Source organism: Candidatus Phytoplasma solani, from assembly GCF_041729705.1.
Lineage (GTDB): Bacteria > Bacillota_I > Bacilli_A > Acholeplasmatales > Acholeplasmataceae > Phytoplasma > Phytoplasma solani.
This window is the reverse complement of the sequence record NZ_CP103788.1, coordinates 13,330-36,881: the sequence shown is the minus strand read 5'-3', so window position 1 is coordinate 36,881 and position 23,552 is coordinate 13,330. Positions and strand designations below refer to the sequence as shown.

At 27.8% G+C, this 23,552-nt stretch carries 29 protein-coding genes and 3 pseudogenes; 21 read left to right on the top strand and 11 right to left on the bottom strand.

Annotated elements, in window-relative coordinates; translation table 11 throughout:
* Window positions 1–83: 83 nt before the first annotated feature.
* From psc1_RS00235 to psc1_RS00200, 8 genes are all read right to left on the bottom strand, one after another.
* Window positions 84–371 carry a DUF2963 domain-containing protein gene (locus psc1_RS00235; RefSeq protein WP_373375633.1) on the bottom strand — a complete coding sequence of 96 codons (288 nt, stop codon included), beginning with the start codon at window positions 369–371 and terminating at the stop codon, window positions 84–86.
* A 251-nt stretch (window positions 372–622) separates the two neighbouring features.
* Entirely contained in the window at window positions 623–1,153 is a 531-nt protein-coding gene (locus psc1_RS00230) for a DUF2963 domain-containing protein (protein WP_373375632.1), read from the bottom strand.
* An 88-nt stretch (window positions 1,154–1,241) separates the two neighbouring features.
* A complete protein-coding gene (locus tag psc1_RS00225) occupies window positions 1,242–1,406 on the bottom strand; it encodes a hypothetical protein (protein ID WP_373375631.1) in 165 nt (54 codons plus the stop codon).
* A 717-nt stretch (window positions 1,407–2,123) separates the two neighbouring features.
* Window positions 2,124–2,255, bottom strand: coding sequence for a hypothetical protein (locus tag psc1_RS00220; RefSeq protein WP_373375630.1), 132 nt, complete (start codon window positions 2,253–2,255; stop codon window positions 2,124–2,126).
* Between the two features lie 316 nt (window positions 2,256–2,571).
* A complete protein-coding gene (locus tag psc1_RS00215; RefSeq protein ID WP_023161563.1) occupies window positions 2,572–3,768 on the bottom strand; it encodes an extracellular solute-binding protein in 1,197 nt (398 codons plus the stop codon).
* Window positions 3,765–4,574 carry an ABC transporter permease gene (locus tag psc1_RS00210; RefSeq protein ID WP_023161564.1) on the bottom strand — a complete coding sequence of 270 codons (810 nt, stop codon included), beginning with the start codon at window positions 4,572–4,574 and terminating at the stop codon, window positions 3,765–3,767. The genes psc1_RS00215 and psc1_RS00210 overlap by 4 nt, the downstream gene beginning before the upstream one ends.
* Window positions 4,564–5,412, bottom strand: a complete 849-nt coding sequence (locus psc1_RS00205) for an ABC transporter permease (protein ID WP_023161565.1) — start codon at window positions 5,410–5,412, stop codon at window positions 4,564–4,566. The genes psc1_RS00210 and psc1_RS00205 overlap by 11 nt, the downstream gene beginning before the upstream one ends.
* On the bottom strand, window positions 5,409–6,665 hold the full coding sequence (locus tag psc1_RS00200; RefSeq protein WP_023161566.1) for an ABC transporter ATP-binding protein: 1,257 nt from the start codon (window positions 6,663–6,665) through the stop codon (window positions 5,409–5,411). Before psc1_RS00200 ends, psc1_RS00205 begins: the two co-directional genes overlap by 4 nt.
* A gap of 330 nt (window positions 6,666–6,995) precedes the next feature.
* Here psc1_RS00200 and psc1_RS00195 point away from each other — a divergent pair, with 330 nt between their 5' ends.
* The 5 genes from psc1_RS00195 (at window position 6,996) to psc1_RS00175 (ending at window position 9,585) form a co-directional block, all read left to right on the top strand.
* Window positions 6,996–7,190, top strand: coding sequence for a hypothetical protein (locus psc1_RS00195; RefSeq protein WP_373375629.1), 195 nt, complete (start codon window positions 6,996–6,998; stop codon window positions 7,188–7,190).
* Window positions 7,191–7,236: 46 nt separating this feature from the next.
* Window positions 7,237–7,713: a DUF2963 domain-containing protein gene (locus tag psc1_RS00190; RefSeq protein WP_373400998.1), complete on the top strand. Its 477-nt coding sequence runs from the start codon at window positions 7,237–7,239 to the stop codon at window positions 7,711–7,713.
* A 114-nt stretch (window positions 7,714–7,827) separates the two neighbouring features.
* A complete protein-coding gene (locus psc1_RS00185) occupies window positions 7,828–8,217 on the top strand; it encodes a DUF2963 domain-containing protein (RefSeq protein WP_122225445.1) in 390 nt (129 codons plus the stop codon).
* Between the two features lie 18 nt (window positions 8,218–8,235).
* The gene (locus tag psc1_RS00180) at window positions 8,236–8,472 is read left to right on the top strand and encodes a hypothetical protein (RefSeq protein WP_122225444.1); all 237 of its coding nucleotides are present in this window, start codon (window positions 8,236–8,238) and stop codon (window positions 8,470–8,472) included.
* Window positions 8,473–8,499: 27 nt separating this feature from the next.
* Entirely contained in the window at window positions 8,500–9,585 is a 1,086-nt protein-coding gene (locus psc1_RS00175; RefSeq protein WP_373400977.1) for an IS3 family transposase, read from the top strand.
* A gap of 98 nt (window positions 9,586–9,683) precedes the next feature.
* Here the strand turns inward: psc1_RS00175 and psc1_RS00170 are convergent, their stop codons facing one another.
* The 3 genes and pseudogenes from psc1_RS00170 to psc1_RS00160 form a co-directional block, all read right to left on the bottom strand.
* Entirely contained in the window at window positions 9,684–10,256 is a 573-nt protein-coding gene (locus psc1_RS00170; RefSeq protein WP_023161131.1) for an SVM family protein, read from the bottom strand.
* A 34-nt stretch (window positions 10,257–10,290) separates the two neighbouring features.
* Window positions 10,291–11,174: pseudogene (locus psc1_RS00165) on the bottom strand (hypothetical protein).
* A 66-nt stretch (window positions 11,175–11,240) separates the two neighbouring features.
* Window positions 11,241–11,501: a hypothetical protein gene (locus psc1_RS00160; RefSeq protein WP_373375627.1), complete on the bottom strand. Its 261-nt coding sequence runs from the start codon at window positions 11,499–11,501 to the stop codon at window positions 11,241–11,243.
* Window positions 11,502–11,614: 113 nt separating this feature from the next.
* Between psc1_RS00160 and psc1_RS00155 the strand changes: the two genes are divergently transcribed.
* From psc1_RS00155 to psc1_RS00080, 16 genes and pseudogenes are all read left to right on the top strand, one after another.
* A complete protein-coding gene (locus tag psc1_RS00155; protein ID WP_373375626.1) occupies window positions 11,615–12,253 on the top strand; it encodes a sigma-70 family RNA polymerase sigma factor in 639 nt (212 codons plus the stop codon).
* Window positions 12,247–12,441: pseudogene (locus psc1_RS00150) on the top strand (single-stranded DNA-binding protein); the annotation flags it as partial. The gene psc1_RS00155 and the pseudogene psc1_RS00150, both read left to right, overlap by 7 nt.
* A gap of 616 nt (window positions 12,442–13,057) precedes the next feature.
* Window positions 13,058–13,708, top strand: a pseudogene (locus tag psc1_RS00145) (reverse transcriptase domain-containing protein); the annotation flags it as partial.
* Window positions 13,674–13,868 (top strand): DUF2963 domain-containing protein, encoded by a 195-nt coding sequence (locus tag psc1_RS00140; RefSeq protein WP_373375625.1) that lies wholly within the window; start codon window positions 13,674–13,676, stop codon window positions 13,866–13,868. The pseudogene psc1_RS00145 and the gene psc1_RS00140, both read left to right, overlap by 35 nt.
* 30 nt (window positions 13,869–13,898) lie before the next feature.
* Entirely contained in the window at window positions 13,899–14,507 is a 609-nt protein-coding gene (locus psc1_RS00135; protein WP_373375624.1) for a DUF2963 domain-containing protein, read from the top strand.
* A 151-nt stretch (window positions 14,508–14,658) separates the two neighbouring features.
* Window positions 14,659–14,847 (top strand): hypothetical protein, encoded by a 189-nt coding sequence (locus tag psc1_RS00130; protein ID WP_373375735.1) that lies wholly within the window; start codon window positions 14,659–14,661, stop codon window positions 14,845–14,847.
* Window positions 14,848–14,889: 42 nt separating this feature from the next.
* A complete protein-coding gene (locus tag psc1_RS00125) occupies window positions 14,890–15,366 on the top strand; it encodes a hypothetical protein (RefSeq protein ID WP_373375622.1) in 477 nt (158 codons plus the stop codon).
* Window positions 15,367–15,524: 158 nt separating this feature from the next.
* Window positions 15,525–15,911, top strand: coding sequence for a hypothetical protein (locus psc1_RS00120; protein ID WP_373375621.1), 387 nt, complete (start codon window positions 15,525–15,527; stop codon window positions 15,909–15,911).
* Between the two features lie 2 nt (window positions 15,912–15,913).
* Window positions 15,914–16,177, top strand: a complete 264-nt coding sequence (locus tag psc1_RS00115; RefSeq protein WP_373375620.1) for a hypothetical protein — start codon at window positions 15,914–15,916, stop codon at window positions 16,175–16,177.
* A 694-nt stretch (window positions 16,178–16,871) separates the two neighbouring features.
* Window positions 16,872–17,210 carry a DUF2963 domain-containing protein gene (locus tag psc1_RS00110; RefSeq protein ID WP_373375618.1) on the top strand — a complete coding sequence of 113 codons (339 nt, stop codon included), beginning with the start codon at window positions 16,872–16,874 and terminating at the stop codon, window positions 17,208–17,210.
* Window positions 17,211–17,304: 94 nt separating this feature from the next.
* The gene (locus psc1_RS00105; protein WP_122225512.1) at window positions 17,305–17,529 is read left to right on the top strand and encodes a hypothetical protein; all 225 of its coding nucleotides are present in this window, start codon (window positions 17,305–17,307) and stop codon (window positions 17,527–17,529) included.
* The gene (locus psc1_RS00100; protein ID WP_373375617.1) at window positions 17,498–18,118 is read left to right on the top strand and encodes a hypothetical protein; all 621 of its coding nucleotides are present in this window, start codon (window positions 17,498–17,500) and stop codon (window positions 18,116–18,118) included. Before psc1_RS00105 ends, psc1_RS00100 begins: the two co-directional genes overlap by 32 nt.
* 73 nt (window positions 18,119–18,191) lie before the next feature.
* Entirely contained in the window at window positions 18,192–18,482 is a 291-nt protein-coding gene (locus tag psc1_RS00095) for an HU family DNA-binding protein (RefSeq protein ID WP_373375616.1), read from the top strand.
* Window positions 18,483–18,623: 141 nt separating this feature from the next.
* Window positions 18,624–19,022 carry a hypothetical protein gene (locus tag psc1_RS00090; RefSeq protein WP_373375615.1) on the top strand — a complete coding sequence of 133 codons (399 nt, stop codon included), beginning with the start codon at window positions 18,624–18,626 and terminating at the stop codon, window positions 19,020–19,022.
* 1,723 nt (window positions 19,023–20,745) lie between these two features.
* Window positions 20,746–21,873 carry an AAA family ATPase gene (locus psc1_RS00085; RefSeq protein WP_373375763.1) on the top strand — a complete coding sequence of 376 codons (1,128 nt, stop codon included), beginning with the start codon at window positions 20,746–20,748 and terminating at the stop codon, window positions 21,871–21,873.
* Window positions 21,873–23,474 (top strand): DNA double-strand break repair protein Rad50, encoded by a 1,602-nt coding sequence (locus psc1_RS00080; protein WP_373375614.1) that lies wholly within the window; start codon window positions 21,873–21,875, stop codon window positions 23,472–23,474. Before psc1_RS00085 ends, psc1_RS00080 begins: the two co-directional genes overlap by 1 nt.
* The last annotated feature ends 78 nt before the right edge of the window (window positions 23,475–23,552 follow it).

The following is a 23,552-nucleotide window of genomic DNA, read 5'->3' as shown; positions in this document are numbered from 1 at the left end:
AGTCTTGACAAGTATTATTTTATAATAGTATGATATATATGAATTAAATATATAAAAAAGAATTTAAAAAAGAAATAAAACTCTTAAAAAGTTTTTTTTATTTCTTTGTCAGTTATTTTATCAAATTCACTTATAATTTTAATTGTTTTTCCGTCGTCTTGGTAAAATATTTTTTTAACTGGTGTATTGTCTTTTGCATCTTTTTGGACTGGTGCATCGTCTTGGGAAAATATTTTTTTAAATGGTGCAAAATAACAATAACTGTACCAGTACAAGGTACAATAATAGATAATAAAAACAATAAAAATTACAAACATAATTGCGGCGCCAATAATAATATTTTTGGGTTTTTTATTGATTATGATAATCATCAATAAAAAAACTCCTTTCTTATATTCCAATGATAGCAATTAATCAAAATAAAATTATAAAACCACCATTAATTATAATTATACCTCAAAAAAACAAGTTTAACGCTTGTCAACCCCTCCATTTAATAAGTTTTTTACTTGTTTTTTATTATATTTTTTTATTTTTCAAATTATTAGTTTTTAGAACTTTGAAATATCTTATAAAAATAAAAAAGACTATCGTTTTCAGATAGTCTTTTTTTTCATTATGATTAATATGTTAATATTTCTTTAATAGTTCCGTCGGGGTTAAAATAAGTTTCTTTAACTAATTCGCCAGTTTCTTTATCAAATTCCTCGATAAAATTAATAGTTCCATTGGGGTGGTGTTTAGTTGTTTTAACTTCTTCGCCTGTGTCTTTATCAAATTCACTTATATAATCAATATTTCCGTTAGATCGGCAATCAATGTATTTAATTTGTTTTCCAGTATCTTTATCAAATTCTTCTATACAATCGATAGTTCCATTGGATCGGTAATCAATATATTTAATTTGTTTGCCAGTATCTTTATCAAATTCTTCTATATAATGAATTGTTTCGTTATGTTGGAAAAAAGATTTTTTGTAATAAATTTTTTTAATTTGTTTTCCAGTGTCTTGATCAAATTCACTTATATAATCAATAGTTTTTCCGTTGGATCGGTAAAAAGTGTTTTTAACTGTTTTGCCAGTGTATTCATCATATTCAATAATGACTCTTTCGCCAAAGCGACCTTTAGTTTCTTCAATATGGTTTGCCATTTTTTAATTCTCTTTTTTTTGATTTTTAGTTATTTTAATTTTTCTTTTAATTCTCTTGATGATTTTTTTTAAAGCGTTTAATTTTGTCTTAGTGTTTTTTTAAACATAATTTTAAATTTCTTTTTTTTGGTTTTTCGATTAATTTAGTTTTATGGTGTTGTTGTTTTGTTGCTAGTTTAGTGTTTTTAACTGTTTTTTCGGTGGTTTTATTAGTAGCATTGTTGATTTTATGATAGATAATAAAACCAATCAAAAAATTAAAAATATAAAGGAAGCACCAATAATCTTTTTTCGATTTTTATCATTTATCGTTTTTTGTAATACTTTTTTATTGATAATCGCCATAATCAATAATTAAAAACTCCTTTATCGTATTTCTAGTAGTAATCATTGCCAAAAATAAAACTACTATTAATTATAATTATATACCAAAAAAACAAGTTTAACGCTTGAAAAATCATTTTAATAAAATTTTAACTCGCTATTTTTGTTAATTTTTTTAATAAAATATTGCCATCTATTAAAAATGGAGTCAAAAAAACAAAAAAGACCAACCGAAAAGTTGGTTATATTATTATTTTTTACTTTTATTTAAATTTTAAAATAGTTTCATGATTTCATCAAGTACTTATATTTTAATTATTCATATAGTTAGTGATGAAACTATCTAAATTTAGATCACTTAAAAAAAGAAGACAGCAAAAAACTTCTTTTTAAATTTATTAAATTACAAAATAAATACTAAACTATTTTTTTATTTCTTCACTGGCAATAGTTTCTTACTCCAACAATAAATCAGCGATTTGATCAAGTAAAGTTTTGTTTTATTGCATAATTTTTTGACATGTTTAATAGTATGAATCAATTATTTTATTAATTTCTCAGTAAATTAATTTTTTTTGTCCGAAAACTCCCAATCTTGCACTACTGTCAAATAATTGTTTATCTTAAAACGTGCGATTTTGCTAACTTATTTAATCATCGCAAACTCCACTTTAAAAGCATCATCAAAAAATAATTCTTCGGTCACTTTACCGCTCAAAAAAGAAATAATATTAGCAAGCATTCTTTTTTTTAGGGGAGAAAAAATCTCTTTTTTCAAACAACATTAAATTATAACTGCCAGTATTTCACCATAGAATAATCATAATTTTTTTGCACTTTTAAAACATGTTTTTAATTTTAACTTAATAATTACATGAGCAACTTAATATAAAGATAAAATATAAAAATTAATTTCATACTTACATTATAATGTTTTTTTGTAAAGAAAATGTTTTTAAATCAAAAGAATTAATAAAGATTTTTTTATCTTATGCTAAAAATATTTTTTTGATTCAATTTTTATTTCCAGATGATCTAGTTTTGCATATTCGAACTTATCTTTCCTCTAACCTTAAACATTTCCCAAAGCAAAATCATATTCTAATGTAATTATTTGACAATTTATTAATCACATACCATACAAAAATACTTATCACAATCAAAGTACTTAACACAAACAGCCAATAATCTTTTTTACTTGGATAAGCAATGATGTCATTCCAATAAGTATTAATTAATTTTTGATTATTTTCGTCATATTTATAAACTTGATCTTCTTTTTCTTTAATTTCTATTTCATTATTTTCATTATTTTTGTAAGGTGAATCATATTTTACATATTTTAAATTTTTGTTATAATTATTTTTTTCTCTTAAAAAAGTAATAAATTGATAAGCTAAATCTTTTTTGCTTTCTTTAGGCATTACTAAAGCATCAACCCAAATATTAGTTCCTTCTTTGGGTGATATAAAATCTAAGTTATCATTTTTTTCTTTTAAAAATTTAGCGTCTCCAGAATAAGCAACAGCAACATCATAATATTCTTGATTTTTTTGCAACATTCGATCAATTAATTGATCGTTAATAAAAGCAACATCAGATTTTTCTTTTTTAAGGTCTAAAATCCAATTTTTTGCTTTTTTCAAATCTTCTGGTGTTAGATTATCGATCGATAATCCATTTGCTTTTAAACCTATCATTAAACTATCACGAGAATTATTACATAAAGCCACTTTTAATTTAGCGTCTTTTAAAATTTTAAAACCTTTGTCTTCTATTTCCTCCTTTTTTATTTTCTTTTTGTTATAAACAAGAACTACTTTGCCCCAAAAATAAGGAACTGCGTAATCAGCAAAATTGTTAGGTAATTTTTTGTTGATTTCTTTATATTTGTCATTATATTGAGAATCAGAATAATATTCTTTTTCTTTTTCTTCTTTTTCTTTTAATTTATCTTTATCTATTTTTTCTAAAAAATCAGCTTGAATTAATTGATCAATTGCATATTCACTTAAAATAGCTAAATCATATTTATTGTGACTTTTAATTTTAGTCACTGCTAGTTCGTTAGAAGAAAAAAGAACTTGTTTAACTTTAATTTTTGTTTCTTTTTCAAAATCAATAATTGTTTGAGGGTCTAAATATTCACCCCAATTAAACAAAGTTAAAACTTGTTGCGATTTATTATCTTCACTTTCACTTTTATTAAATTTTATCAGCAAAATTACAACCAAAACAAATACTATACCAAAACCAAAATAAGATAAGATTTTTTTTATGTTTAATTTCATTTTCGTTGATCCGCTGTATTTTTTTTATGTTGCAAAAAATCAAAAATAACTTTCGAACTCGCAACTACAATTAAAATGGTTGATAAAGCATTAACAGTTGGATTAATCGTACCTCTCAAACTGTAAATATAAGCCGAAATATTTTGACATTTCGCTCCACCAACGAAATAAGAAATAATGAAATCATCAAAAGACAAAGTAAAAGCTAAGGCGGCTCCGACCAACATTGCTCCCTTTAATTGCGGTAAAATAATTTTTGTTAAAGCTTTTAGAGGGGTTGCTCCCAAATCATAAGCAGCTTCCAAAGAATAAGGGTCAAGACTAATTACTTTAGGATAGACAGCGATCACAACAAAAGGGGTACAAAAAGAAATGTGAGCTAAAATCATTTTGATAAAAGGCGAATCCAAACGTAAGCAACCAAAAACCACAAACAAAGATAAAGCAGTAATAATTTCAGGAATTACGATCGAAAAATTGCTAACATTTAAAATCAGGTTCCGCCATTTTTTTTTCAAACCTTGAGCTAAACTAATTGCTGCAAAAGTACCTAAAAAAGTAGATATAATAGTAGTAAAAAAAGCAATTTGTAAAGTAATTATAATAGTTGATTTAATGGTTGGATCGGTAAAAAGTTTTTGATACCATTGCAAACTAAAACCTTGCCAGTTCACCAAAGAAGCAATTCTACTGTCACTTTTATTAAAAGAAAAGACAATCAAAGAGACAATCGGAAGATAAATAAAAATCAAAATAATTATAATATATAACAAATTAATTAATTTTGATCGAGCGTTAAGCGTCATCACGCACCCCTTCAAAACTTATTTTTTTAAATAAATGAAATAACAAAAACATAGTTAAAGATAAGTAAATGGCAATAGCGCAAGCTTGTTTAATTTCGCCACTTAACAAAGTTTTATTTTCAATTAATTCAGCAATCGTTATTTGGGTAGTTGGTCCTAAATAACGTGGGGCTACAATGTTAGTTGCAGTTTGCAAAAAGACCAACGAAACAGCTCCAACCACCCCAGGCAAAGATAAAGGCCAAATAATTTTTTTAAAGACTTGCCAATCATTTGCTCCTAAATCTTTGGCAGCTTGTATGTATTGGGGATTGATTTTGATAATGGCAGTGTAAATCGGTAAAAGCATGAAAGGTAAAAATAAATAAATCAACCCTAAAATCATTGCAAAATTAGTTTCTAATAAAGAAATTTGAAATCTATTTTTTAAAAATTGCAAAATTTGAACTAAAGCTTGAGTTTTGATAATCATATTAATCCACATTGTGCCATTAATTAAGATAACTAAAAAAGTTTGCCAAACTAAACTAAGTTTTGAAATAGCATAAGCCAAAGGATAGACGATCAACAGAAGAAAAAAAGTAACAATAATTGAAATTGCAATCGAACGCATCAAGATATATAAAAAATTAAAATTAGTTAAAAACTCTTTGTGATAATCAAAAGTAAAGGAATTAGAAAAAAGAGAACCGCTTACATTATTATCTTGCAAAGAATCAATAAAAATAAAACCCATTGGTAAAAAAATTAACCCTATTAAAAGTAAATAATAAGGTATGATTAAAAAACGATATAGTTTTTGGTTATCTTTGGAAGTATAAATATGTATTTTTTTCATTGCCAAATCTCCATCACATGAATATCTTCGGGATTAAAAGTAATATCTACTTCTTTATCGACTTTAACATGGTCTGTAGTTTGAATAGTATACGTTCTTAGGGCAGTTTTGACATCGATTTCCCAATAAACTCCTTTAAAAACAACAGATTCAACTATTCCTGCAATTAAACCTTGACCTTTTGGAACGATATCAATATCTTCAGGACGGATAACAATATCAACTTTTTCGTTTTTGCGAAAACCCTTATCAACGCAAGTAAAATTTTGTTGGTCAAAATAAACTAAATTATCATCTTTCATAATGCCTTGAATTAAATTAGATTCTCCAACAAATTGAGCAACAAACCGATTAGCTGGTTCGTTATAAATTTCTTGCGGACTGCCAACTTGCTGGATTTCTCCGTGATTCATAACAACGACTTTATCGCTGACAGTAAAAGCTTCTTCTTGGTCGTGGGTAACAAATAAAAAAGTGATGCCAGCGTTTTTTTGGATTTCTTTTAATTCATATTGCATCTCTTGTTTTAATTTCAAATCCAAATTAGATAAGGGCTCATCTAACAATAAGACTTGCGGTTTGTTAATTAAAGCGCGCGCCATGGCAACCCGTTGTTGTTGTCCGCCTGATAATTGTTCGATCGTTCTTTTTTCTAACCCTTGCAAACCCATGATTTTAAGATATTTTAATACTTCTTTATGTATTTCTATTTCTTGACTGTTTTTATCGATAAAACTTTTTTTAATTAAGTTAGTTTGTTTGATAAATTGTACCTTTAAAAGTTTTTTTTGGGCTTGAAATTTTTGTTTTAATATTTTAATTTCTGCCACAGTTAAAGTAGAGGTTAATTCTTGGTTTTGCAATTGGGCTAAACGCTTTTGATCATCTGAAAATTTAATTTCTAATTGTTTTAATTTATCTTTATAATTAGCGTTAAAATCTTTTAAACGTAACCCAAAAGCCACATTTTCAAAAACATTTAAATGAGGAAATAAAGCGTACTTTTGAAAAACGGTATTAATCGGTCTTTTGTGGGCGGCAACATTTAAAATACTTTTTTGTTGAAACAAAACTTCACCACTGCTAGGATTTTCAAATCCACCAATAATACGCAAAATAGTAGTTTTGCCACAACCAGAAGGACCTAATAAAGTCACAAATTCATTTTGTTTGATTTCTAAATTAATCCCTCGCAAAATTAATTGATTATCAAAAACTTTAGTTAAGTTTTTTAAAGTGATTAATGTTTTCATATTCAAATACCTATTCTAATGTTTAGAAAATTTTTAAATTATGATGCAATTTGAACTATGCAACAAAAGCTAAAATACACCAGCATTTCGGTAGCCTAAAAAATAATTAGTCAACAATTTTTTTATTACTAATTTTAGCATATCATAAAAGAATGAATTTGCTATCATAAAAAAATATTTTATTTGTTAGATATCCCACCGGACCAAAAAACGAAACCACCTAAAAACAAAAAATAAATCCACAAAAAAACAAGCTAAATTGTTTATTAAATTAAAATAAACAGTTTAGCTTTTTTTTGTTTTCTAAACTGCGAAAAGGAGAAAAAAATAATGAAAAATCAAATTGAAGAATTAGAAAAAAATTTGCAAATCCTTACAGCCAAGGAGCGCGAAAACATAAATTATTCGAAAAAATTCGCACGTTGGGTGGAAGAATATAAATTCGAGGCACAAAAAGTCAAAATCAAGGCAAAAACAATAAAAACTAAAATAGAAGCATTAAAAAACCAATTAAACCAAGAATAAATAAAAATATCCAAAAAAGGGGAAACAAAAAAATGAAAAAAATAATATTGAAAATAAAATTAGTAGTTTTAAAGGATTTAAATATAAATTAGGTAAAGATTTTTACGAGGTAATACAATATTATTTTGAAACTGATTCTATTTTTTGTATTGAAAGACGTCTTAAAAATGTAGAAACTCTTTTGAAAAAAACTGTTTATGATTTTGATACAAAAAATATTGATTATATAAGTGAATTTGATAGAAAAACTGAAAGTCTAATTAAAGAAACTTTTTATAATTTGTATACAAAAACTATTTGGTTTATAAAGGAATATGACAAAATAACACATAAATTAATTAAAAAAACTTATTATCAAGATGACGGTAAAACTGTTAATTTGGTAAGAGAATATGATAAAAACACAGGTGAATTAAAAGAAAAATGGAAATCTATGGAGTTTGAAAAACCTGTTATTATAAATTATAATTATTTAAAAAATTACAAGATAATAAAAAATAATACATTTCATCTATCCTTTTAAAAGGATAGATGAAACAAAAAGAAAAGGAATATTTAAAAATGAATAATTCTATACTTGATTATTCAGAATCTTTTTAAAAAAACCATTAAACAAAAATAGGAGAAAATAAAAAAAATGAAAAATGAAATTAAATTAGTTAAAAGAAACGGTTGGCCAATTATTGAAGAATACAATCAAGAAACAAACAAACTAGTTAAAGAAACAGCATTTAACAACGATAATAAAGCAATTTGGTTTATTCGTGAATACGAACAATATAAAAACACAGGTAAAGAAATCAAAGAAATTAATTACGGATGTGGTGGCGGAAAAAATGTTCGTGATATAAGCGAATATGATAAAAACACTAGCGAATTAACGAAACAAACATTTTTACAATCCGACGGGACAATTGATTGTATGTATGAATTCAAACAAACCGCTCGCAAACTAGCTATTAAAGAAACTTATTTTCACAACAACGGTCAAATTAAAGAAGTAAAACATATAAATAAAACATGTTAAATAGCGATAACAAATTAAATGAAAAATGAAATTAAAGAAGTAGAAAAAACATTTCAACTTTTCAAAGAAGAGGCACAATATTACACAACCAAGGCAAAAGAATACATAGCCAAGATACAAGCAAAAACAGCAATGACACAAGAAGAAACAGTTGAGGCACAATATTTCACAGCTAAGGCGCTAATATACTTTAACCAATTAAAAAAACTAGGCGATGAATTAGAACAATTAAAAGCTGAATCCAAGAATAAATAAAAATATCCAAAAAAGGGGAAACAAACAATGAAAACAAATATTGAAAACGAAATTAAAGAATTAAAAAAAGAATTTCAATTATCCAACAAAGAGATACGCGAAAGCATAACTAAAGCGAAATCATGTATGTATTGGGCGCAAGAATACACAGCTAGGGCAGAAGAAGAAGACTTAACCAACATAAAAGAAGCAGAAGAAAACGCAACTTGGGGACAAGCGCATTTAAAAGTGGCAAGAATGTTAGTAAATAAGACGCAAGAATTAAAAGCAAAAATAGAAAAACTAAAAAATGAATTAAACCAAATTCATTGTCAAAAAATAATTGAAAAATTAGAAATTAAAAATATTTCACAAGTTTATGACTGGGTTAGAAAGTATAATAGCGACCCTGAAGGAGAATTAGACAACTTAAAACCTAAAAAAAAGGCCATATCACAAGAAGATGAGGACTTATTACAAGCTTTAACGAAAGAAACGACAAAACTATTCAAAAACCGCCTTGAAAAACGCGATTTTTACTTAAAAATTATTCAAAAATACTCTCAATCTTTGTCTCTTAATCAAATATTAAAAAAACTACAAATACATAAAAGCACTTATTATCGGTGGCTTTTGCAAAATAAAAAATTCGCCACTAATCAACCCTTAGAAAAAGCCATTTATAAAATGTGTTATCAATACGCTTTTGTGGCAAACCATATCCCTATTATGAGATTAGGATACCGTCGTATTTGGTTTAAAATGAAAAAAGCAGGCTTTAAAGTATCACGCTTAACAGTTTTAAAAATTATGAATAAATTAAACTTGTTATCACGGATGCAAAAAACCAAGTCAAAACATTTTCAAGTCAAAGCCGAACAAAGAAAAATCACATTTCAAAATAAATTAAATAATAATTTTTACGCCTCAAAACCTTTACAAAAGATTTGTACTGACATTACTTATATTATTATGCCAAACGGCGCTAAGGTTTATTTATCAGCTATTTTAGATTTACATACAAGAGAAATAATTAGCTTTAATTTATCTCAAAAACAAGACATTAATTTTGTTATGCAAACATTATCAAAAATACCTTTTTCTAATGGTTGTATTCATCACAGATTTTTTTAATTAACATGGTTTTTTGTTTCCTTTCCAAGTGTGTGTGTTGTGAAATAAAAAAAGACCCTGAAAAGGGTCTTGGTTTGTGATTAAAAAAATTAATTATTTTAACGTCTTCTATTATTATTTTTTGGTCGATTTTGGTTATTTTGTATTTGATTTCTAATGATATTTATTTGTCTTTGATTTTGATCTATTCTTGTTTGAATATTTCTTAAAGTATTTATTTGTTCTTCCGAAGCATAAAGTAGTGTATTATTAATGGCTGAAATCATCTCTTGTGTTAACAATAAATATTCCCTTTCTAATTGAACTCTTGTCATATTATTATCAAAATTTCTTAACATTCGTTCTTGATTATTTAGTTGTCTTTGTTGATAAGTTATTATTTGTTGGTGTATTTGTTGTAGTTGATTCGAAAAAAAATTAATTTCCGTTTCTGAGCTATGATTAAAAAGAGCATTAATCAATTGTTGAGATATTCTACCTTGGGTTAATAATAAGTTTCTAAAAATATTATATTCATCTATATGATTATCAACAACGGAATTATTTTCAGATATGCCATCGTTATTATTATCCATTCCCATTGCTTGTTGATTATTAGTAATGAAAATTAAACCTAAACCAATAAATAAAATAATATTAAATAATAGTAAATGTTTTTGTAATTTAAACATTAATTAATTCTCCTTTTATTTTTATTCTTTTTTATCACCAGTCATCGCTGGTTCTTTTGTTATTTTCGGCTTCCTGGGCTTTATCGTTATTGTGTTTATCTTGATAAAGAGATAAAGTTTTGCGGACAGGGTTAAAGTGGAGGTTGAAATATTCGTTTTTAAATTCTGAATTTTTCACCCATGCGCGGCCAAGGTAATAGTCTTTGTCGTCGTCTAAGAAGTGTTTAGGGCCTTTGTAGTCGAGGATTAAACAATTACCACTTGAGTATTTATTGATTTTTTGTCTAATTCTTACATATAAATATAATTGACTATCAAGTTCTTTATCGAAATGAGAAAATTTAAATCCATTGTCTGTGGTCATATCATAAGTATCACCATCTTTATTCCAACAGTCGAAAGGATAACGGTCTTTGATGTAGTTGGCGAGGTTTGAAGGTTCTTTTTGGGTTTCGAGGCGATATAATATTAATTTTTGATTTATTTTGATTAGTTCATTGTGATTTTTCATGATTTTTTCTGATAAATTATCTAATTCAGGATTATTAGGTGAACGATTCATATCTATGGCTTTTTCATTTAAATAAATTTGTAGGTTTTTTTCTTTAGCTTGTTTTTCTAATGATTCTCGTTCGCGAAATAATTGTTCTGCCTTAAGTTTTTGCTGTTCATAATAACCTATTCCATTAAGGCCATCAAAAGTATATTTGGCTTTGATCATTGTACATTTTTGTTTGTCGTCATACCATTCTTCGATGTTTTCGAATGCGGTTTCTTTTAAATTAGGAATTTTTTCTTTTGGTAATTTATTGATTTTTTTTCGGTTAAAACAATAAAACCAATAAAACCGATAATTAAAAAAAGAAATACCCCTAAAATAATAAAAAACCATTTAATGATTTTTTTAATATTAAACATAATTAATTCCTTTCGGGTAATTTTGAATATACTAACATTTTAACACATTTGACTTCTGAATTTTAATTAAAACCAATTAAACCAAGAAGTTACTTGTTTAGCTATACCTTTAGTTATTTTAACTGCGTCGTGGTGTGTTTTTAAAGCCAAAGTTTGAAGGGGGCCACTATAGGTGTTTGTTTGTTTTTCTAGTTCTAATTCGATGTTTGTTAATTCTACTTCTTTTTCGAATAATTCATCACTTTTTTCTTTTAATTTCACTTTAGTTTCTTCATGGGCTTTTTGTTCGTCTTTTAGTTGTTTGAGGTGTTCCAAAAGTTTAGACACTTTTTGCTTTTTAAAAATTCTTTAAGACTAACTATTAAGTTAGTCTTTTTTTCTTTTCCAAGACTAAAATAATTTTCATATCTTTTCTAAAAACGTTTTTAGAAAGGATTCTAATGTTAAGACAAAAATTATTTAAAGATTTTTTAAAAAATAAAAAGAATTTAGAGGCCCGCAATCAATTAATTGAACTTCATTATCCGTTAGCAAAAAAATTATCAAACAAATTTAATTTCTATCCGCGAGTTTTGACTAAAGAGGATTTATACCAGGAAGGGATTTTAGGTTTAATCAAAGCCCTCAATAATTACCAAGATTTAGGTTACGACTTTATCGCCTACGCTACTCCCACCATCAAATCGGAAATCAGAGAACTAATAAGAAAAAGCCACTCACCTTCAATACCCCAAAAAACAACCAAACCAAGAAATATCAGTTTTAACGAAAACCAACACTCACAACAAACAATTTACGACAAAATCCCCAATCCGCATCAATTATGGCTAAAACAAGTAAAACATGAATTATTGATAAAAAAACTAAAAACTAAATTAAGTAAAAATGAATTCAATGTTATTTGTTTAAGTTTTGGCATCTCATTAGAAAACAATAACGAACCAAATCACCAACCCCTATCCAACCAAGACATCGCCCAAAAACTAAATTTAACTTTAAGACAAGTAGAAACAACAAAAAACATAGCAATTCAAAAATTAAACCCAAATAATAAAAAAAGGAGAAATAAAATATGTTAAACAAAGTTCAACTAATTGGCAATATCGCCCATGACCTAGAAAAACAATATATCAACAGTAACAACGAACAAATCCCTAAAATAGATTTCAATTTAGCAATCAACAACAAGGATAAAGTCCAATACATCCCTTGTGTAGTATTCCGTAATCAAGCCGAAAATTGCAATAAATACCTACATAAAGGTTCGGGCGCCAAAGAGGCCTAAATATCGAGCTATCTAACCAATAGCCAGTGCCGATAAACACTGAATGGATATGGTCGGTCCGTTAAGCGAAAGAATAATGGATTACAGCAGACCATAAAAGCGGGTTGAGACGAAGTAGTTAGTCAAGATGATACCGCCACCAAATTGTCCCATGGATAAGCCTGAAATGGTCTAAGAAGGAAAGCAGATGTAATCTTAGAACCTAATACGCAAACTACTGAAGCCGTATAGTCCAGAGTCTAACAGGATATATTATTTGTCTTGGTTAGTTTATCTAATTAACAGAAAGCCTGGAATCTCACCGACAGTCAGGAAAGACGTTAAAACATAAGCGGTTACTTCACCTAAAGGACAAAGGTAGATATTTAGAGTAACTTGGAGAATCCTAAAAGCTAGTTATTTAATTAACAAGTCAAGGAATAAATGCCGAGACGCTCAAGGATAAAGAAGCTATTTAATAGTCGTGGATAATTCAAAGTTAACATTGGAATATGCTAACACAATGACCCACCAGGGCGAAGGTTAATAACCTTTACAAGGCGAAAGTAGCTAGTAATTTACTATTTATTCACTGTAATCAAGGAAGGAGTTGATAAATATGTCAACAACTGTTTCAAATGAAACTAAGCTTTCGCGAACATTGAATAAGATCCTATATTGTTCTACAAATAACTATCCTCTAAAAAGAGAATTACAACAAGGAATGAATAATCTACATAACACGTTAATTGCATTTAACAAAATTGCAACCAACAAAGGTGCGGGTACACCTGGAATTGATGGTAATACAATTGACAGTCTCAATCTTAAAAAATTAGAAAGATATCACAAGGAATACATCAGTAACAAGTACAATCCAAAGCCTGTTAAAAGAATATTCATTCCCAAAGACAACGATAAGGTTAGACCTCTTGGAATACCTACCATAAAAGATAGAATAGTCCAAAGAAGCCTTGAACAACTCTTAACTCCTTATCTTGAAAATCAATTCTTAGAATGGAGTTTTGGATTTAGAACCAAAAAATCCTGTCTTGATGCAATCAAACGCGTCAAACAGAGATTTAAGGGAATTGATTATATCATCAAAATTGACCTTAAAGGTTATTTTGACACAATCAATCATGAAACTCTTATGAAAACCTTGACGAAGTTTATACGCAAGAATAAAACTCTTTCAACCATTAACAAGTGGTTAAAAGCTGGGTTCATGAAAGATGGCATCAAATACGAATCTTTATCTGGTTCTCCACACTGACCCAAACACTGGCAATATATTTAAAACAACTATATACCAACCCGACGGAACAACTGTTGATTATATAAGTGAATTTGACCCAAACACTGGCGAACTAGTTAAAGAAACTAATTACCACCCCGACGGAACAATTAGTGATATCTTTAACTTTTAAACCCAACAAAAATCATAAAAAGGAGAAAAAATGCAAAAAGCAAAAGAATATCAAACAATTAATTACCGCTCCGACGGAACAATTAAATCTATAATTGAATTTGACCCATCCACTGGTAAAACAATTAAACAAACTTTTTACCAACCCGACGGAACAACTGTTGATTCTATAATTGAATTTAACCCATCCACTGGCGAACCAGTTAAAACAATTAATTACCGATCCGACGGAACAATTAAATCTATAATTGAATTTGACCCATCCACTGGCAAACAAGTTAAAGCAACTAAATGCCGATCCGATGGAACTATTTATTCTATAACTGAATTTAACCCATCCACTGGCAAACTAGTTAAAGCCACTATTTTTCAACAAGACGGAACAACTGTTGATTATATAAGTGAATTTAACCCATCCACTGGCGAACCAGTTAAAACAATTAATTACCGATCCGATGGAACAATTTATTCTATAATTGAGTTTGACCCATCCACTGGCGAACTAGTTAAAACAACTATATACCAACCCGACGGAACAACTGTTGATTATATAAGTGAATTTGACCCAAACACTGGCGAACTAGTTAAAGAAACTAATTACCACCCCGACGGAACAATTAGTGATATCTTTAACTTTTAAACCCAACCAAACCCCATACCTAGACTCCCTCACACGGTCGGAATGGGGTTAACCGTAAATAAAAAAATGACACAAAAAAACCAAAAATATTGACCTAAACAAGTCACAAAACTGTTTCAACTAAATAAATCATCAGAAAGGAGAATAAAAAATGCCAAAAAACCAGATATACGCCTTCACAGCGGTTGTTGTCGTTTCAGTAATCATAGCTGCTTCAATTTGGTTCTTCCAACCATTCAAATCAAAAGAAGCATCACAAACCAATTCAACTCCAACAGTTGAAAAATCAGACTCAACTAAAAAAGATGAAAAATCTAACGAAAACAATCAAAACAAATAAAAATAGCATCACCTAAACCAAACCAAGAAAGGAGGCGACTTGGTGCAAACTCAAGAAACCCAACCAACCAAACCCCACTTTACATTTATTTCTAATTTTATAGAAACAATTTATCTAATTTCAATCCAAGTTTTTATAATTTATTTAATCAAAATAACTTACCCAAATTTCAAAATAGAGGAATTAAAAAATTTAAAATTAGAAATAATCCCTTTTGTTTCAATTATCGCAATCGTTTATTTCCAATTAAATGTTGTTTTTAAACTTACTAAATTATTCCAAGTTTCAAAAACCAAATCAGAAGCATTCAAAGAAATAAGAAAACAATATTTCCAACAATTAATTAAAAATTTTGAAAATAACGAAGCTCATAAAAATCAAATAGCAAGTGAAGAAATGAAAAAAGTTAATAAAATATTATTACAAAAAAACAACGAACTAAATGAAAATTATAAAAAAATAACTAAATTAAACGAAGAAATAGCAAAATCAAAACTTCAATTAGAAACCAAAAAGTAAGAAAACAAAAAATGAAAACAACCAACTAACCAAAGAAACCTAATACTACCCCTACAGCAAAACAATCGACTATATCTACGAATATAGCCCACAACCAGAAGGACCTAATAAAGTCACAAAACTATTTTATAAAATCAAATTGATGAAAGGAAATAAAAATGTTTCAATTAATTAAAAGGTTTTTTATGATAATTTTTTTAGTCACATCAATTATCGGCCAAGTTTTATTGTTCAATTTATATCAAAAATTTAAAATCAATAATCCTGAAATCGAAATTCAAGCAATTAAATTTTTTGGGTTGGTAGTTGGCGAAATTATGCTTTTTTGGATTTGTTTTTATAGTTTTAAACATGTTCTTGACATTTTTAAAGCACAATCAACAACTGAAAAAGATTTATTCGCATTTGAAAAACAATATCAATTACAAGCAAAATCAATTGAGTTGCAAAGTAGATTAAATAATCAAGTACACCAACTAAATATTGAAGAAAAAAAGCAAAAGCAATTGGAAGAAAAAAACCAAAAAGAATCGAAAACTAAGTAAAAATGACCAAACAACAAGAAACAATTATTGTAAAAAAAAGTTTATCAATTATGTTTTTACTTGCTGAAATAGCTGGATTAGTTTTTTTAATATTTTTCAAATCAGATTTTTTAGAAAAACATTTTAAAGATTTTTTACTTACTTTTTCAAAATATTTTTTAGCAACATTAATTATTTTTTTAGGTCTTTATTTCACAGGAATTAGCTTAAAACAACTATTTACTTCCAATGTATTCCAAATTACAAATACCCAACTAACTAAATAATTTTTAAACCAAAAAAGAAAGGCAAAATTAAAAAAAATGAATAAACAAGACTTAAAAAATTCAAAAGAAAGAAATAAAATAAAATGCCAAAAACACAATTCAAAAACTTAAGTCAATTTCTTTTTAAATGGATTTTTTTCATAACAATCCTATCAATTCCAATTGTTATATTTTTTTCAACAAAATTTGCACTAAAACGAATAAAGAATTTAAAAACAATTGAGTTTTTTAATCCCCGAAAAGTGATAAAAAATGTTTAATTGGTTGATCGAATTTATAAATTATATTGAGACAATATTAAAATTAATTGTTGAATTTTGGCATCGTGAATCAAATTTCATAATTAGATTTATTTTAATTTATGTCATTATTTTACCAGTATTATGGTCTATTCCAATTTTTGATGTAATTATAAATTTTTGTTTAAGTTTTTTTGAAATATTTTTTAATTGTTTCACCTTTATTTTGAAAGGAATATCAAATTTCATTAAATTCATTTTTGGAATCAAACCAAAAACATTTTATTTAAAGCAAGGAAACATAAAAATTATTTTCGAAAGTGATATAAACGGAAAACTAAAAATCATAAAAAAAGAAATACTCCCAATAAATCAAACCAATCAAGTAAATGAATATGAAGAAATCACATTAAATTAACCAATGAACCAAACCAAATAAAAAGGAGAACCAAATAATGAAAAATATAATCAAAGAAACTACTGACAAATACGGATATAGAGTTGTTGTTGAACTTAACCAAAACAACCAACTAATCAAAGAAACCCATTTCAACCCCGACGGCAAAACAATTTGGTACATCAACGAATACGACCCACAAACAGGACACCCAATCAAACAAACCGAATTCAAATTCGACGGCGAAACAATTGATTACATCGAAGAATTCAACCCCGAAACTGGCAAAATTATCAAAGACATCTTTTACAACCCCGATGGCTCAATTAGATCTATTGAAGAATATGATGAAGATGATGACGACCACGAATGCAATTGTGAATATTGCGATCAATAATAATATCACACTTAAAAAAACCAACTAAAAATCCAAAAACTAACAAAAAAACACCAAACAATTACAAATCAAACCTATCAAGGAGGAACAAATTATGACAACTCAAAAATTGCACCCTTTACAAATAACTGCATATATATCAATCATTTTACATTTTATTTTTATTGTAGCAATAAATTACCACAATAATCAAATACCTTTTTTGCCAAAAACAGCAAAACAACCTGAACAAACTCAAGAAACCCAGCCAACCAACCCCCCAAACCAAATAAAAGGAGAAATAAACAATGAAAAACAAGAAACAAAAAATTCAAACTAAAAATAAAATTTTTACCACTTTAGTGGTTTTTATCTGTTCGTTGTTTGTACTTGGTTCTTTGGTTGCGATTACAAATTATTTTTCTAAAAGAAAAACAGAACCAATCCAATTAGCAAACGAAATACCAACTTTCGAAGTTGAACGTACGGGTGGCAACAACACCGAAAAAACCCTTTTGCCAATCCCAATCCCTAATTTAAATAAAAACAAATATGCACATTTAATCACCATCGACCACAAAGCAACTTTTAACCCAAACGGAATTGAACTCGGTGATCCGTTATATTTAAAAATAGCAACACGTTATGACACACATAACACATTCGCAAAACCAGAACAATTTTTTAATTTATCAATAAAAGTAGCAGGGGTTGAATACAATGATGCAACCCGCCCTAAAATGACTGAAAAAGGTGAAACAAAAGAAACACAACGCAACATCAAAATTAGTATCGAACAAAGAGATTTAATTACTAACAAAAATCCAAAATTAGATTTAATCATTGATTATGAATTAGTTGATTCAAAAGGAAACGGTTTCGGCGGTGGAAGTCAAACTATCGAAAACAAAATCGCCCAAACTGCTTAATTTTAGAAAATAGCACCCTTAAAAAAGGTGTTATTTTTTCCCCAACAAACACCGAAAGGAGGTAAAAAACAAAATGTCAAAAAACGAATTAATTAGACAAATCGCACTCAACAACGGAACAACCATCAAAGAAGCCAAAGAATTTTTTGATATTTTTGAAGAGGTTTTAACTAACGCCATCACTTCAAACGAAGAAGTAGTTTTATCACCAAAAGTTGGTAGATTCATTTTAAAAAAACGCGAAGCACGCGAAGGACACAACCCACAAACTGGGGAAAAAATCCAAATCCCAGCAAAAACAGTAGCCACTTTTAAATTATCTAAAACAATCAAAGACCAAGTTTCAACAATTGAACTTGAATAATTACAACTCATTAGCCACTTTCCAAAGTGGCTTTTTAATTTAAAACAATCAAAACAATACACACACACCCCCCACGCACGGCACATAGCCAAACAACGCGGAAAACAAACAAACAAAAAACAAAAAGAAAGGAGTCAAGTTATGTCAACACCAATCAAAAAACCAACCCAAAAAACAATCAAAACAACCAAAAAAACAACCAAAGAAACAATCAAAACACCTCTCACACCCACCACGTACGGCACCTCAGCCCCTCAACCAGAACAACAAAAAGAAATTTTACAACCAACAAAAGAGGTTAAAAAATTTCCAACCTTGTTAATGATTACAATTGTGTTGTTGTTTTGCCAAATATTAGTAGGTACATACGTTTGGATTCATCATCAAACAATAACAGAAATTGAAGAAAAAACTGATAAAAACCAAAACCAAAACCAAGCAACAATAACACCTAAACAAATTGAAGAATTGGAAAACAAATTAAAAGAAAAAATAAACCAAACGCAAAACAACAAAATGTTTTTAAAATTAAAACCCTAAAATACCTTTAAAACGTATTATTTTAACCCATAATGGCGTTTTAATAAGTTCTTTGAACACTAAATCAAATTGTATTTTAAAACGTTTTAAAGGCCAATATTTTGATTAAAAAAATAACTAAAACCAAGCAATAAAACAATCAACTCAAAACAATACCCTTAAAGCCCCCAAAAACTTACTAACACATCAACTCCCTAGAAAATAAACTTTTAAATAGATTTGACAAAATAATTATTTTATTGTAAAATAATATTGAACATCATTTTGTTTTACCAGTTTGTGGGTTGTATTCGATGATGTGGTTCTATATTCTATTTTATTCATTGTAAAAGTGTGTTTTAACAAAAAAAGACCGTTGTTCTAGCAACGGTCTTTTAATTTACCATGTAATAATTATGGTAAATTTTAAAAATTTAAAAATAAATTTCATTCTATTTTACCTCCTGTATAATGTGTTTTAATTAAGATAGTTAAAAATATAACTATCTCTAATGATTGTACTATTAAAAAAATTAAAAAAACAACAAATTATAAAATTAAAGTAAAATAACAATAAATCCTAAAAAACAAAAACAACAAACGCTCAAGCAACAACAACCTAAGCACGTCGCTAAACTGCTTATGTTGTGTAACAAATAACTCTTTTTGTTTTCTAAAAAATAGAACCTTTGTGGAGATTCTATTTTTATTTTATAATAATGTAAATTATTTTTTAATAATTTAATTATTAATTTTAAGTAATTCATAATAATCTCCTTTCTAATGTGTAGTTGCATCTTCAAAAGATTTTTTTAAACATCTTAATGAAGATGCTTATAATTATTAAACATTTTTATAAGCGATAATTTACAACAAATATGAAAATTAAAACCACAAAAAGAAAATTAAAAACAAAATAACAGTTAAAAAACCAACTAATTTTAATAAAATTTGAAAAGAAATAACAAAATAATTTATATAAAATTTAATTTTACATAAAGACCCTTTCAAGGGTCTTTTTTATTTTAACAACACACTAACTGGCAAGGTAATAAATAAAATTAGACAATATGTTAATTAAAATTTTAAATACAACTGTCTTGAAAGAAACTATTTCACAAACCACATTAAATTAGGAGGTAACCAACAATGACCAATTCAACCAAAAAACCAATTAGTAAATTATAAAAAAATACCCAAAACAAAGGAGAATTAAAAAAATGCAAAAAGCAAAACACGATTACAAACCGAAATTGATGTTTTAAATCAACAAACATCAGAACTAGCTAAACAAATTGGTAATGTTAAATTAGAAATCAAAAAACTAGAATACAATAAAAAAATGTATGAAAATATGTTGATTAATGCTAATAAATTAATAAAATCCAATAAAAGAAACCTTAAATATTTTGAAAAAGATTGCAATGAACAAATTATTTCTATGCTTGATTCGTTTTTCAACATAATACCATAAAAAAAAGATACATAAAAGACCCATTTAGGGTCTTTTTTTTATATTGATAACAAACAAACAAAAAAACAAAAAGAAAGGAGCCAAGTTATGTCAACACCAATCAAAAAACCAACCCAAAAAACAATCAAAACAACCAAAAAAACACCCAAAGAAACAATCAAAACACCTCTCACACCCACCACGTACGGCACCTCAGCCCCTCAACCAGAACAACAAAAAGAAATTTTACAACCAACAAAAGAGGTTAAAAAATTTCCAACCTTGTTAATGATTACAATTGTGTTGTTGTTTTCCCAAATATTAGTAGGTACATACGTTTGGATTCATCATCAAACAATAACAGAAATTGAAGAAAAAACTGATAAAAACCAAAACCAAGCAACAATAACACCTAAACAAATTGAAGAATTGGAAAACAAATTAAAAGAAAAAATAAACCAAATGCAAAACAATTCCCAAGAGGAATTATTATCAAACCCAACCCAATCAACTGATGACGAAAATTCTATGTTTCAACCAGCTAATCCAGAAAAATTTTTATCATTTGATAAACTAATCGGTTTTAAAAATGAGTTAAAAGCAGTTGAAGGATTTTTAGATTATCTTAAAAATAAAGATAACTACCAAGGAATTGGCGAAGTAGAACCGCCATTGGGTATTTTAATGTACGGTTGCCCTGGTACTGGTAAAACAACCCTTGCAAGAGCATTAGCCAAAGAAACCAATTTGCCATTTTTTGAGGTTTCAAGTTCATTATTCTCACAAAAATTCAAAGGTATAGCACCTCAAATGGTAAAAGATTTATTTGAAATTGCAAGAAACGTAGCAGAAGAAAACAATGGTGCAATTATCTTTTTAGATGAATGTGAAACTATTTTTACTGATTTAAGTTCATTAGAGGCAGGTTCAGAAATTGCCAATGTGGTTAATCAATTCAAAACTGAAATGACATCAATGGAAAACAACCCAGAAAAACTAATTTTCATTATCGGTGCCACAAACCATGAAGAACAAATTGATGAAGCTATCAAATCAAGATTCACATTCAACATTGAAGTAAAACCAGGTACTAAATCCGAAAGAAAACAGTTTTTAGAATTCATGATTAAAAGACGTAAAAACCCATATTCCGACGAAGCCAAAACATATTTGTTAGAGGTTATCAACGAATCATTGGAATTTTTACCAGAACACCAACAATTTTTAAGAGCAAATCGTACCTTAGAAAACCTATTGAAAGCAACAGTTAACAACTTTGCTAAAAACCGAGGACAAGGTGAAACTAGAAGAAATGAAATCAATAAAGAAGACTTAAAACAAGCCTACAAAATGATAATTTCACAAGACACAGAAGTATTAGATAAAATTGAAAACCATAATAAAGGAGGTGATAAATAATGTTATCGCCCTTAGACTTATTTAAAAGTTATTTTTCTTTTAAATCTTATTTCACTTGGTTTTTGTTAGCTAGTATTCTTTTTGGTGGTTTTCTTTTCATCAAAAGGAAAAATTATCACACAAATAACAACACTTGGAAAGGCTATTTAATTTATTTTTTAATTATTATGAGTATTTTAGGTTTTGGTTACTTATGTTTCTTTTATAAACCAAAAGCCCCATCATCTAAATATTACGGCCAATTAATTGGTGAAATCGATAAAGCTATTGACAAATACGATCAAACCATCAACGATTATAAAGGACTCAAATCCGATTGGGAAGGCGAATTAAAGAAATGTGAAGAAGAATTAAAAACATTATACGAAAAACAAGAAATCAACCAAAACCAAAAAGAAAAAATCAAAAAACTTTTAGATCAAACCGAATTAAAAATAACTGATATCAAAACTCAACAACAAGAAAATGAAAAAAATATTTCTGAACTAAAAGAACAACTAAAAGAAAAAGAACAAGAAAAAACCAAAAAAGACAAAGAAATTGCCAAAAAACAAGAACAAGAAAAACTAGCTTCACCCGACGACAAAATCAGACTAAGAGCCGAAATCTCCAAACTCCAAGACGAACGACTTGAAGTAGTTGGCGAAATTGACGACATTAAAGTTAAAATCGGAAAATTAGAATCCAAACAAGAAATGTACGAAGATATGTTATCAAGCGCCAAAAGTTACAAAAAAATATTAGAAGACCGATTTAAATTTTTTACAGCTGGTGAAAAAGCATTATTCAACCAAATCACATCCGCTGAAGAACGCAAAGCCGAAATTCAAAAAAACATTGACGAAATGGATGTCAAAATGATAACTATCGGTGCAGAAAGAAAACAATTAGAAATTTTACGCCAAGCAGCAGATGCATCCAAAACTGCTTTAGATGACTGGGATAAAAAACATGAATTTAGTTTTGGTAACCTCCGCGATGCGCTTTTTCAAGGTGCAGAACTTTATATGGATGCTTTTGGAGGACGTAGTTTCTTGAAAGCCATAGGTGGTGGGTTGACCAAAGAAGTAGCTGGAACCATTGCCAAAGCAGGATTAGCAATTCACGAAATTCATCGAGTAGTTAATTTAGGTAAAGAATTATTTTTTAACGAAGATAACACCCCTAAAATGATGTCAAAAGAAACTTATGACTCTATTTGCGCTCGTATTAAACGTGATAAAGACAAACTAGATGCTGACTACAAAGACTACGAACGCAAAAAAGAAGAATATCGAAATAGAGATTTAATTAAAGAATTCAAAACCCAAACCAACCAATTAGTTGAATTTGAAAAACAAGATCAATCCGTAATCGCTGAATACAAAAAAATCATCGACGAATTAGATGAAAAAAGAAAAGAAGTTTCAGTTACTGGGAAATTGTGTCTAAAAAAATCTGAATTAGAAGAAAAACTCAAAGATTTAAACGTAGAAATCGAAAACACAAAAGAAGAATTAAAAAATAAATCTCCAAACTACAATCGCGCTCAACAAAGATTAAAAGAAAAACAAACTCAAACCCAACATGCTAAATTTTTTCAACCGATTACCAAAAAATAATTTTTAACAAAAAAAGCAAGTTAATGTCTTAGAAAAAGACAATTAAAAAACCATTTTTAAGCATAAAACTTGTTTTTT